The sequence below is a fragment of the Paenibacillus sp. MAEPY2 genome (assembly GCF_000499205.1).
Classification (GTDB): Bacteria; Bacillota; Bacilli; order Paenibacillales; family Paenibacillaceae; genus Paenibacillus; species Paenibacillus vandeheii.
Map to the genome: position 1 here is coordinate 1 of NZ_AWUK01000066.1, position 12,667 is coordinate 12,667.

Below are 12,667 nucleotides of genomic sequence, written 5' to 3' on the forward strand. Positions count from 1 at the left end.
AATAAATTAATAAATATATAAACAACTGATCTAATCGTATAGTATCTTATTCCGAGTCATGATTTCAATCCCAAAATTACAGAAAGTCCAACGTAGGTACAGGAATTCATACGAATCAATCAATCTTTTTGCTTATCTCCCTCTCAATCATAAAGACTCATAAAGACACCCTAACGATAATATTTATGGTTTACAAATATATAAACTGATTGATAATATAACAAATGAAAGCGCTTGATATTTAATATTATCGAAAAGGAGGACTGTCCGGCCATATAACGTTTGCGGCAGTGAATAGGTTGATTTTTCATTTCAGGTATTGGGAAAGGGGAAACGTATGAAACGTTATTGGGTAAGCGTACTTAACATTTCTTTACTGAGCACTGCATTACTTACGGCAACCGCTTTGGCACCCGTGTCCGTGTTGGCGGACAGTCCAGGGGCAGATAGTTCCAACCCGCAAGTTTCCACATCCATTGAGAATACGGCTCCATCATTCAGAAATGTTTCCGTTCATGACCCTTCCGTTATTAAGGTCGATGATACCTTTTATATTTTCGGTTCACATCTCCAGGTAGCCAAATCCAAGGATTTGATGAATTGGGATTCGGTCGCCTCCGGGGTTACGGATGATAATCCTGTTGTGCCCAATGTAACCAAGGAATTCGCAGAAGCCCTAGAATGGGCGCAGACCGATACGTTATGGGCGGCAGACGTCATTCAGCTGGAGGACGGCAAATTTTATATGTATTACAATGCGTGCAAAGGAGACTCTCCCCGCTCTGCATTAGGCGTCGCTGTCGCAGACAACATTGAAGGGCCTTATAAGGATCAGGGCATTCTGCTGAAATCAGGCATGTGGGATCAGATCAGTGAAGATGGCACCATATACGATGCAACGATCCATCCGAATGTGGTCGATCCTGATGTGTTTTTCGATAAAAACGGGAAATTATGGATGGTTTACGGTTCCTATTCCGGAGGGGTTTTCATTCTGGAGATGGACAAAACGACGGGGAAACCACTCCCTAATCAGGGTTATGGCAAAAAACGGACCGGAGGCAATCACAGCCGGATTGAAGCACCGTATATGCTCTATAGTCCTGAAACCGACTATTATTATCTGTATCTTTCTTATGGCGGATTGGGTGCTGACGGAGGATATAACATTCGTGTAGCCCGCTCCAAAACGCCGGATGGTCCTTTCCTCGATGCCGAAGAAAACGATATGATCAACGTCAAGGCGGACAAGGACAAACCTTTGTTTGATGACCGCTCGATCGAGCCTTTTGGTGTGAAATTACTGGGGAACTTCCTCTTTCAAAGACAGATCGGTGATCCCGGCACTGGTCAGGGTATCGGCTATGTATCACCAGGACATAACTCCGCCTATTATGACGCAGAAACCGGAAAACAATTTCTGATTTTCCATTCCCGCTTTCCAGGTCGCGGAGAAGAGCATGAAGTCCGCGTACATGAGATGCATATGAACTCGGAAGGATGGCCAGTCGTTTCTCCCTATCGCTATGCAGCTTCAGAAGAGGATACTGACCAACGGACAACCCAGGATATTGCTGGACAGTACCGATGGGTAAATCACGGGAAGGAAATCACGGCCGAGATCAAATCATCGCAATCCGTTCAATTCACAGCAGATGGGCAGATTAATGGTGCCGTGACGGGAACATGGACTCTTGGAGCAGACAATCAGATGCAAATCACATCAAATAACGTCGTATATAATGGCGTTTTCACGCATGAATGGGAGCCGGATTCCCAGAAGACGGTTCTGACCTTTAGCGCGCTCTCCTCCTCTGGTGTGGCCATCTGGGGGAGTCAGATGACTGCAATGAAGGATCAGGATATTGTTAGTGCGGTCAAAAGGGACCTGAACATCGGCGATACAGGGAACGTATTCTTTAACCTGTCCCTCCCCACCAAGGGAACACGCGATTCAGAGATTATTTGGAAATCCTCCAACGCCTCTGCCCTCTCTTCTACAGGGGTAGTGAATCGCCCTCGGGTTGGCAAGGCAGATGCCAAGGTGGCATTAACGGCAACGATCCGCAAAGGAAGCGCGGTGAGCTCCAAAACGTTTAATGTTACCATTCCACAACAAGCGGTAAGTCCACTGCTTGGAGAATATACGTTTGATCAAAAGAAACTTGCAAAAATCGCACAGGATTCCAGCAAAAATGAATTTCACGGCCAAGCCTTTAATGTGACGAATTCTGTGGTTAACAGCAAAAATCAGGCTGCCGCCTTCAATGGAACAGACAGCTATATCAAGCTGCCCGGAATCATCACAGATACGACGGATTTCACCTTTAGTGCATGGGTCAACTGGAGTGGCGGTGGAGCCTGGCAGCGAATTTTCGATTTTGGAAATGGTCTGACCAGACATATGTTCCTTACCCCCGCACAGCATACAGGAGCTCTGCAATTCACCATCCATGACCAGGGACGGGATCAGAGCCTCATTGGTGCTGAACCGCTGCCCTCCAATCAATGGGTACATGTCGCTGTCACCCTTCAGGGAGATACAGGTACTCTGTATGTGAACGGAAAAGCTGTGGCAAGCAGCACCGAAATTACGTTTAACCCGAAGGATCTTCAAGTGACGGAAGCTTATTTGGGCAAAAGCCGTTATACAGCAGATCCCTTCTATAAAGGCTCGATGGATAACGTAAAAGTATATGATAAAGCGTTAACCTCCGCGGAAATTCAGCGTCTGGCAAAAGAAAAGCCTTAATCAGCAACCTTGCTGCTAAGGTTAGATCTATAACAGAACGCCATTACAGCACCCGAGTTTACAGGCTGCTTATTGGCGTTCTGTTCATTTCATTTTGAATAATGGATGACCATGCTTAACTTGTTCGCAGAGGCACCCGAATTCTTATAGGCATGAGGCTTGTCCGCGCGAAAACGGATCGACTCCCCTTGTTTTACCGTATAATCCTCCTCCCCAACCCGAATTGTAACTTCCCCCTCAAAAACTGTAATAAATTCCTCTGCCCCATCGATATGCGGTTCAGCATTCAAAGAAGACTCCTCATCCATCTCCATAACGTACATTTCAAAACGGCGCCCCTCTTCAAAAGTAAAATGCGGATAAATCCGAATCTTCCCCTCATTCTCCATCAATGCTTGAATATCACTGCCCGTTACGACTGTAGTGTCCGACTTCGGCTCGTGAATCAAGGCGGTAAAAGATATTTTCAGACCGTTCGCAATCTTCCATACGGTAGCAATTGTAGGGTTCGATTCCCCCCGTTCAATTTGACCAAGCATGGTCTTGCTAATTCCAGACATCTCGGCAACCTTGTCCAGACTAAGCTTTCTTTGCTCCCTGAGCTGTTTCAAATTTTGCGCAAGAACAACATTAATGTTTTTCAATATAAAGTCACCTCTGTTTTTAAAAGATTATATTGTGCTTTATAACGCACATAATGTACAATTATAAAGATCGTACGTTATAACGTACATTTTAACTAAATATAACATACACCGAGAATCAATTGTGGAGGACTTATGAATATTATACCGTTACTGACGTACGCAATCGTGGCTTCATTCACACCGGGCCCCAACAACATCATTGCCATGACTCATGCAAGAAACGAAGGATTCAGAAAAATCCTTCCGTTTATTGGTGGCGTTGCAGCCGGCTGCCTACTTATTATGGTTCTGTCCAGTTATTTCAACCTTATTTTGCATCAATACATCCCCAGGATCAAACCAGCCCTGAACGTGTTGGGATGTGTATACATGATCTATTTGGCAATTAAAATTATGCGAAGTAAACCTGCGAATGCCAAAGATCCCAAGGTAAATCGTTTTTCATTTCTCTTTGGCTTTACCCTGCAATTCATCAATCCCAAAGTCATTCTGTATGGTCTTACGGCTATCTCCGTATTTGTCATGCCTCTTGGGCAGTCACATGTCCATATTATCGTTTTTTCGTTGCTTCTCACCATCATAGGTGTTAGTGCGAATATGACGTGGGGGTTATGTGGTGTGTTATTCCAAAGTTTTTTATTGAAATATGAACGTCCTTTTAATATGGTGATGGGCGTTTTGCTCATCTGCAGCGCCCTATCGATTCTATTATAAATACAAAAAGAAAAAGCGTCCTCTCATCCAATGAGGGAACGCTTTTTCTATCAACCTCAGTTCGATCTCCACCATGGCTGGCTCGGGTAAGTCTCCGAATGCAGCACAACCTTCTCACCAATTTTGGGTGTTGCAATGTTGACATTCAATGCATGTGCAGCCTTGGTAATCCGTTCAACCGGCTCGTTCCATGCATGATAGGCCAACGTAAAAGCGGCCCAATGAATAGGAATGAGCAGTCCTCCCTTGACATCCAAGTGAGCCTGCACCGTTTCTTCCGGCATCATATGAATGTTGGACCAACGCTCGTCATATTGGCCGCATTCCATCAGAGTCAGGTCAAAGGGTCCGTACTTACTACCGATTTCCTTGAAATGAGGACCGTATCCACTATCACCGCTAAAGAAAACCTTCGTTTCCTGTCCGGCAATGACCCACGAACACCATAATGTAGAATTGCGATCCAGCAATCCTCTACCCGAGAAATGCCGTGCAGGCGTACAGGCAAATGTCAAACCCTTGAAGGACAGCTCATCCCACCAGTTATGTTCAGTAATCTGTTCCGAAGGCACACCCAGTTGAATTAGCCGTCGACGTACGCCAAGGGGGACAATAAACCGCTCTGTTTTATTCTTTAATCTGCGGATGGAAGAGTAGTCCAGATGATCATAATGGTCATGCGATATAATGATCGCATCCAAGGCTGGAAAATCCTCAGGTTGAATCGGCAGGTTAGTGTTGTATCGTTTCGTACCTGCCCAGGATACAGGAGATGGACGGTTGCCGAGCATTGGATCAAAGAGCAATCGGTGTCCTTCAATCTCAAGCAGAAAAGCCGAGTGACCGAACCATGTCACCTGTGGGTTATCGGATATGTTTAATGATTCCGCTGGTTCATATTTCTCCACGGGAATGCTGCTCGCGGGTCTCCGCTCTATACTTCTCCGCATGGAATCCCTTAACATGCTTACAAGGGAGCTGAAGCTCATACCTGCGGCTGTTGGAATCTGATTTTCGTATTTTGTCATTATTCATACCTTCTGTTCTCTAAAATCAATCATTCAATTCATCATTCAATCTTGAGTATAACAGGAGTAATATTGCTTTATATTAAATCATTGTTCGTTTATAATCAATTTCGCCTTCGGTTATCTGAATTTGAACTTCAATCAACCCTAATGAGCTGTCGAAGATTTTACAGCCCAGCGACGAACATCTCACAGGACTATATCACTAACCCATGTTGATTCATCTCCTGATTAAACATAATTAAGGTGGAATTAAGACTCTGTTTTCTCTCCAATAAGACTGGGCATATATAATAGAGAAAATACAGCAGAGAGTATGTGAGAGATGATGAAAAAATGGCGCAGAAGATTATTTAAAACATTTATATTCGGAGTTGTTGCGATTCTCCTCCTTTTGGGGACAGGCGTGATCTACCAACAAGTGAGTGCACGGCAGGATGCAAAAACATTCATTCCTCCTGGCAAGCTGTACAGCGTGCATGGTGACAATATGCATTTATATACGGGTGGTCAGGGAGATACAACGGTCGTCCTTGCATCCGGATGGGGCACTGCTGATCCTTATGTAGACTATTATCCGCTTTATGAAAAGCTTGCACCTTATACGAAATTCGTGGTTTACGATCGCTTTGGCTATGGTTACAGCGATAGGACCGATAAGAAACGCGATGTCGATACTGTGGCAGATGAATTGCACGAGTTATTAGAGGTATCTGGGCAAAAGCCACCATACGTCCTGGTAGGTCACTCCCTTGGATCGCTGGAAACACTCCGATTTGCTCAAAAGTATCCGGATGAAGTACAAGGTATTGTCATGTTGGATGGGGGAAGTCCGGAATATTACGCCAATGAAACTGACGATATGGCAAGTGTGATTGGTGGCTTCATGAACCAATTCCGGATTCATACGGGGCTGCTTCGCTTGTCCTTACAATCTGACGCTGTCGTGGAAGCCTCCAATGCCAATCGAAACGGTCTGAAGTTTGTGCCTGATGAACTGAAGAAGATTGATACAACGGCCCTGCTGCTTAACTATGGGAATGCCAACACCGTGGATGAGTTACGTGAAATGACAGCCAATGCCAAGGTTGTTGTCGACAACAAAAAGCCCTTTCCGTTTCCACTTACCATACTGACAGCAGATTACTTTGGAGCCAGTGAGCCTATATGGGATAAAACCCAAGCTGAATTTACGTCCTGGTCGGAACACTCCAAGCATGTAACCGTTAAGGATACCGAGCATTATATTCATCAATATCACCCGGACCTTGTCGCCAATGAAATATTGGAATTGGTTAAGAAGTAGATTCCCTGAAGAAACGCTGAACTACCAAACCAATTCATGTCAAATAAAACCCTAACGATTGTGGTAATCGTCAGGGTTTTATTGTGTTAGAGTACTCACTGTGCTATTGCCATCCTCGGTGTTTGTGATCTAAAATGCGCCAATGCCTCCTGAACCTCCGTGCTCGTAAGACCGGGACGATCAAAATAATGCATGAGCTCTTCCAGGTCAGTTCCATCACCGCTATATATCCGCTCTATTTTTCGAATCATATCTTGTTGTAATCGCTCTCGCAACCGCATACAACGGACAGGTTCACATAGCCAAAAATCAGTTCGTTTGACCTCCCCTGTTGCAGTCCATAACAAATTCTCATATCGTATGGCATCCCAATCGTGATACCCCGCCTGAATCTGCTGAAGTTCTGTCGAAAACATATCATACATCAGGTTGTGTGGTATGTGTCCGTACGCAGCCCGATACTCTCTCAGATTGAATCCTTCAATCCATTCCGTCAGCGCAAAATTTCCCGAAGCATAAGCATACAATTCAGGAACATGATGGTTGTTTTGTAACGACAAGAGTGCCTCACATTCATATTCCCCATCCAATTTCCCACGAGCAGTATACACTTTCAGGCAGTATTCTTGTAAACGATAGAGAACCGACTGCTTTCCCATTAGCGAAGCTTGCATAGTCAGATGACCGTTTTTCTCATAGCGATCCAGCAATTGTTCAATATGAACATAACCAATTTCGCCAGAACATGAACTATTTGCTTCCATAATCAAAATTTATTTGATTTACCTTAGCAGTCTATTTTCACTCTAATGGATGGAACCCGTTTCATGTCAAGGTACAAAAAAACGATGCCCCCCTTTTGAAGGGAGAGCATCGCTCGTTTCTTTTATATGCCGTTCAATTAATGCATAGGGCCTTGTTGTTCCTGCTGAGCACCCACCTTAACTCGCTTCAGGAACAGTGAGATGATCAGTCCAATTACAGCGAGAATCAGTGCGAATACAAATGCATTTTGTACACCGGATGTGAACCCTGCCAACTGATTTTCTGGGCTCTCAGGATTCGTCACACCGCTCAAGAAGCGGGTCGTTCCTGCGCTCAGTATACTCACCGCAACAGCTGTACCAATAGCTCCCGATACCTGCTGTAATGTATTCATAATCGCGGTTCCGTGAGGGTAGAAATCAGGTGGCAATTGATTCAAACCGTTGGTTTGTGCAGGCATCATGATCATTGAAATTCCGATCATCATGAACACGTGCATCGTAATAATCTTGCTCAATGTTGTAGTCGGAGTAATTCCCGTGTACATGAAGAGTACAATCGCAGTGATCGCCAGACCAATAATCACAAGCCACTTCGGACCGAACTTGTCGAACAGACGCCCCATAACCGGGGACAAAAATCCATTCAGCAAGCTGCCCGGCAGCAGAACCAGACCAGCAGTCAATGGCGTAACCGCCATACCTTGTTGCAGATACATCGGCAGAATCAGCATGGATGACAACAGCATCATCATACAAAGGAAGATCAGAATCAAGCCAATCGTAAACATTGGATACTTGAACGTTCGCAGATCTATCATCGGCTGTTTCATTCTCAATTGACGGATGCTGAACAGCAGCAAAGATAACACGCCAATAACCAGTGTGGCTACAACGATAGGACTGGTCCAGCCACCGCCACTCTCTCCATGTCCTCCGGCACTACTGAATCCGTACACGATTCCACCAAAGCCCAGTGTCGAAAGTACAATAGAAAGAACATCAATTTTGGGCTTGGTCAATTTCGAAATATTCGGTAAGAACAGCAAGCCACATACCAATGAGATAATGAAGAACGGCAAGGAGATCCAGAAAATCCAGTGCCAGCTCAGATTTGCCAGAATCAGACCCGAGATACTCGGACCACTTGCTGGCGCAAACATGATAACCAAACCGATCAAGCCCATGGCAGCGCCACGCTTTTCAATCGGGAAGATAACCAATATGGTGTTGAACATCAGTGGCAGTAACAGTGCTGTACCTACAGCTTGTAATACCCGTGCCACCAACAAAATTTCAAAGCTCGGTGCAATCGCAGCAACAAGTGTTCCTGCAATCGAAAAAATCAGAGAAGTTGTGAACAACTGTCTCGTCGAAAACCATTGCAACAGCATACCGGAAACTGGCACCAAAATACCCAAAACGAGCAGATAACCTGTCGTTAACCATTGGATCGTAGTAGGTCCAACTTCGAGCAAGCCCATAAGCGGTGTCAATGCTACATTCAGAGCTGTTTCACCAAACAGTCCAATAAAGCCGCTGAGCAGCATGGCAAATAAAATCGGAAATACTTTATATTGTTTTGTTTCTTGTTGATCCTGTACAGAACCAGCTTTCATGGAAGCCTCCACAATCCCATCCTCCTCAAACATTCTGACGATTTCTATTTCTCTTTACGAAGCTTATTGCTTCTCTCTTGCATTCTTTGCCACAACAGACAAATAATCAGCAGCCGTCAGCAAAGGCTGTTTGTCCTGGTTGGTCAGGCTGATAATCAATGCTCCCTCCATTAAGGAAATGACGAGAAGTCCCATCTCTTGTGCTTTCTCTTCACCTATGCCATCCAAAATCAGATGTTTCGTAATCATTTGCTGCCAACCTGCAAACACATCCTGACAGGCAATTCGCAATTGCTGACTGATACAGGAGGTCTCCACGGCTGCCCAGAAACTAAATGGAAGAAAGCCCGTAAAACCTGCCGCCTCGGTTTCAACCGCTAAGTCATGGATAAATTGCTGAATGGCATCCCCCGTATTGTCATGGGCTGCAAATGTTTCTTCAAACTTCTGCAGAATGTTTTCATTGGCTTTTTGAATGCACTCATGAGCGAGCTCTTCCTTGCCATGTGGGAAATAATGATATAACGAGCCTTTTGGCGTACTGCTCTCCTTAATAATCTGATTTAGACCGGTCGCATGATATCCTTGTGAAAAAAACAGTCTGGCTGCAGTGCTGACGATGAGTTCTCTAGCACTAGACTTTTCACTCAATAAAGCCACATCCTTCAATGAATTATAACAATCGGTCTATATAATTAAAACCGTTTCGAAAAATGCTGTCAACCTAATATTTGAGCCCATTCTGATGAAAGCGCTATAGATTTAGATCTGCCTTGATTCGTTACTTAAAGGAAAAACACGAGCAGTTCTATGAACTGTAAAATATCTAAATTGAAGACAAAATGAAGTCATATACATCCAGAGGAGTTTGCCATAAGTAGTTGTAGAAAACGAGTGAAGTTTATCGGCAAAATAAACAAAAAAAGCGAGAACTGCTCCCGCTTTTTTTATATCATTCATTATATATATTGTATCCCTTACTCGAAGAAATCATCGAACGACCGCACAGGTTTTACATCCATAGGCTGCTTGGACGCAGCCAGACATGCATACGCCCCCACATATACGATCAAGCATAACAATATTAATGATAGCATGTTAAGCCCTCCCTTTTTTTATCTAGCCATTCAGAATCCTCTTTTTCAAAATACGATTCACTTGCTCTGAGCTCGCCAGCATCAAGATAAGGAAAATAAGAACAACCAGCGGGAAAAAGCCGATATTGGTTTTTGCAGCAAGGACGCCAAAAAGTGGAGGAAGAAGTGTGGTCCCTGTGTATGCCAGTGCCATCTGGTATCCCATTAATCGGGCAGAATTCGCTTTGCCGAATCGGGCTGGAGTTTCATGTAGAAGTCCGGGATAGATAGGTGCAAGTCCCAAACCAATCAGCATAAATCCAGCCAGTGCAAACGAAATCGATAATGGAAGCAATAAAATGATTCCACCCACAATGGCGGTCACTTGACCCGCCAGAATTAACACCCGATTTTTAATTTTCAACGTGATAAAGCCTGTAATCAGCCTACCAATCGTAATGCCACCGTAGTATAAGGAGATCCATCCCGCAGCCGTTTCTGCCGTGATGTTTCTTGCGCCTACCAGATAGCTAGCTCCCCATAAACCCACCGTTGTTTCCACGCCACAATAAAACAGAAATGCGATCAGTGAGTTTTTGACTCCCTTAATCTTCAATACATTCCGTTCGGGTTTGTTCTCACTTTGTAGAAATGTGTTTTCCGCTTGCACATGATCTGATTCGTTTATCGTCCTCGCACGCTCACGACTAGCAGCAACACGCTTCCACAAAGGCAACGTCGCAAACAAAATAATGACGAGACAAAACTGGACGATAGCTACAGCTGTATATCCGTTTCTCCAGGAATGTTGATTAGCAATGTAATACGACATAATGATAGGTCCCGTCGTCGCGCCCACACCCCAGAAACAGTGCAGCCAGTTCATATGGTGTGCTTTGTAGTGCTCTGCGACATAATGATTCAACGCAGCATCAACGGCTCCGGCCCCAAGACCCAGAGGAATGGCAAGAATGACGAGCCATACCAATGAAGGGGCAAAGGAAAATCCAAGGAGTGCTCCGGCAGTCAGACAACAGCTAATTAGCGTAACCTTGCCTGTTCCCCATTTTTGAATAACCGTTCCGCTTGCCAAGCTTGAAACGATCGTTCCCCCTGCAACAACCATGGATAGAATTCCTGCCGACCCAAACGAAGCCCCAAGTTCAGGCCACATCACTGGCCAGGCTGAACCTAGCAAGGAGTCAGGAATCCCCAAACTGATAAACGCCAGGTAGATGATGATAAGAAACCAAGTTGCCATAATAAATCCCTTCCCTGCATATAAAATGAAAACCAATTCTGAATTTACTGTATAAAATATTTTATTCATATACTTTATAAAGTATGTTTATTTATATGTTTATAGTGCGCCAAAACAATCTCTTTGTCAATAGTTTAGAGATTCTGAAAGGTTGTTTTCTTCACTACTGATAACTATGTAGCATCATTCCTACCCTTGAAGGAGACGAAAAACTCAAAAAGGGATTACATGTGCAATCCCCTATTCGTTCCGTTTTATATGCTTTACTAACTATACTCAAAGATGAAACTGTACATCGTTATCCTATGGGTTTAAATGTTTACCACGCTCATCCCAAGCTTCCATATTCAGCTCACTGTTGATCGTTACAGCGGTTAATGCACCCAAGGACGCCGCAGTAATGGCCTGGTACATCTCTGACGCTGCATCTCCGGCGCTGAATACACCTAGTACAGTCGTTTTGCCGTAATCATCCACAACGACCGTGCCGGCTTCGTTAACCTCACATCCTAACGTCCGCGGCAGTTCAGATCCAGCAGTCAGTTTTGGTCCAAAGAAAATTCCCGTGCAAGAGATTTCGGTGCCATCCTCCAGTACAACCTGCTGCACCATCCCATCGCTGGATTCAATGGATCGAATCGGAGATTCCCATAGCGGAACACCATGCTGCTTCAATTCCTCCCGCTGCTCATCTGTTAATTCATCTGGTCCATTCGTGCAAATGGTAAACCGGCTTGTCCAGCCGGAAATGGTTTTGGCCATGTGAAATGCCTTGGCACCATTAACAATAATAACGAGAGCTTGATCTCTTAATTCCCAACCATCGCAATAAGGACAGACAAAAGCACTCTTGCCATATACCTCTGTCAACCCGTTAATATCCAGCGGAAGATCTTTTTTCCCCACTGCAAACAAAACTTTCTTCGTGCGATAGACTTCTCCCTGTGCCGTCGCAACTTGAAAATCACCATCGGTTCCAGTCACTGAGATCGCTGTGTCTCCTACAAAATGAACGGACGGATATGCGCTAATCTGTTCTTTCGCAACCTTCCGAAATTCACGTGGACTTGCGCCATCTCTCGTCAGAAAACCGTGTGTTTCACGCGTGACCCAATTACGCGGGCGTTCATCATCTATAACCACAACCTGTTTACGGGCTCTGCCTAGTACAAGTGCTGCATTAAGACCCGCAGGTCCTCCTCCAATGATTAATACATCCGTCTGCTGCTCCATATTTAACACCCTTTCCAGATATTCAATATCCTTTATTGTTTCAAAAAAATAGGTTTATTCTGGCTGCTTCTTGCCGCTTGCAGTTGCTTCTATTGACAATAATGTAAGAGGAATTAACTATACTATTAAAGACCTCTTATATCCACAATATACAAATCCGATTCAATATGCAAGAAAAATATTCTTTTATTGTTATTGCTGCTTGGTTTCAATGACCTGTATCACATAAAATCATTTTTAACAATTAAAATAAACCTTGTTTTTAAA

The 12,667-nt window shown here is 44.3% G+C and carries 10 protein-coding genes; 3 read left to right on the top strand and 7 right to left on the bottom strand.

What is annotated here, in order from left to right; all coding sequences use genetic code 11:
- The first annotated feature begins 337 nt into the window (after positions 1–337).
- The gene (locus P364_RS0133305) at positions 338–2,752 is read left to right on the top strand and encodes a family 43 glycosylhydrolase (protein WP_024634296.1); all 2,415 of its coding nucleotides are present in this window, start codon (positions 338–340) and stop codon (positions 2,750–2,752) included.
- A gap of 89 nt (positions 2,753–2,841) precedes the next feature.
- Here P364_RS0133305 and P364_RS0133310 read toward each other — a convergent pair whose 3' ends face one another.
- Positions 2,842–3,396, bottom strand: coding sequence for a helix-turn-helix domain-containing protein (locus tag P364_RS0133310; protein WP_024634297.1), 555 nt, complete (start codon positions 3,394–3,396; stop codon positions 2,842–2,844).
- Between the two features lie 135 nt (positions 3,397–3,531).
- On the opposite strand from P364_RS0133310, the gene P364_RS0133315 reads away from it, so the two are divergent.
- Entirely contained in the window at positions 3,532–4,113 is a 582-nt protein-coding gene (locus P364_RS0133315) for a LysE family transporter (protein WP_024634298.1), read from the top strand.
- A gap of 56 nt (positions 4,114–4,169) precedes the next feature.
- Here the strand turns inward: P364_RS0133315 and P364_RS0133320 are convergent, their stop codons facing one another.
- Positions 4,170–5,141, bottom strand: coding sequence for an MBL fold metallo-hydrolase (locus tag P364_RS0133320; protein WP_024634299.1), 972 nt, complete (start codon positions 5,139–5,141; stop codon positions 4,170–4,172).
- A gap of 325 nt (positions 5,142–5,466) precedes the next feature.
- Between P364_RS0133320 and P364_RS0133325 the strand changes: the two genes are divergently transcribed.
- Positions 5,467–6,447: an alpha/beta fold hydrolase gene (locus P364_RS0133325; protein WP_236642213.1), complete on the top strand. Its 981-nt coding sequence runs from the start codon at positions 5,467–5,469 to the stop codon at positions 6,445–6,447.
- Positions 6,448–6,542: 95 nt separating this feature from the next.
- Here P364_RS0133325 and P364_RS0133330 read toward each other — a convergent pair whose 3' ends face one another.
- The 5 genes from P364_RS0133330 to P364_RS0133355 form a co-directional block, all read right to left on the bottom strand.
- Entirely contained in the window at positions 6,543–7,217 is a 675-nt protein-coding gene (locus tag P364_RS0133330) for a hypothetical protein (protein ID WP_024634301.1), read from the bottom strand.
- 131 nt (positions 7,218–7,348) lie between these two features.
- Entirely contained in the window at positions 7,349–8,830 is a 1,482-nt protein-coding gene (locus P364_RS0133335) for a DHA2 family efflux MFS transporter permease subunit (RefSeq protein ID WP_052016879.1), read from the bottom strand.
- 63 nt (positions 8,831–8,893) lie between these two features.
- Positions 8,894–9,481: a TetR/AcrR family transcriptional regulator gene (locus tag P364_RS0133340; RefSeq protein WP_024634303.1), complete on the bottom strand. Its 588-nt coding sequence runs from the start codon at positions 9,479–9,481 to the stop codon at positions 8,894–8,896.
- A gap of 468 nt (positions 9,482–9,949) precedes the next feature.
- A complete protein-coding gene (locus tag P364_RS0133350; protein WP_024634304.1) occupies positions 9,950–11,167 on the bottom strand; it encodes an MFS transporter in 1,218 nt (405 codons plus the stop codon).
- Between the two features lie 303 nt (positions 11,168–11,470).
- Positions 11,471–12,400 (bottom strand): NAD(P)/FAD-dependent oxidoreductase, encoded by a 930-nt coding sequence (locus tag P364_RS0133355; RefSeq protein WP_024634305.1) that lies wholly within the window; start codon positions 12,398–12,400, stop codon positions 11,471–11,473.
- Positions 12,401–12,667: the final 267 nt, after the last annotated feature.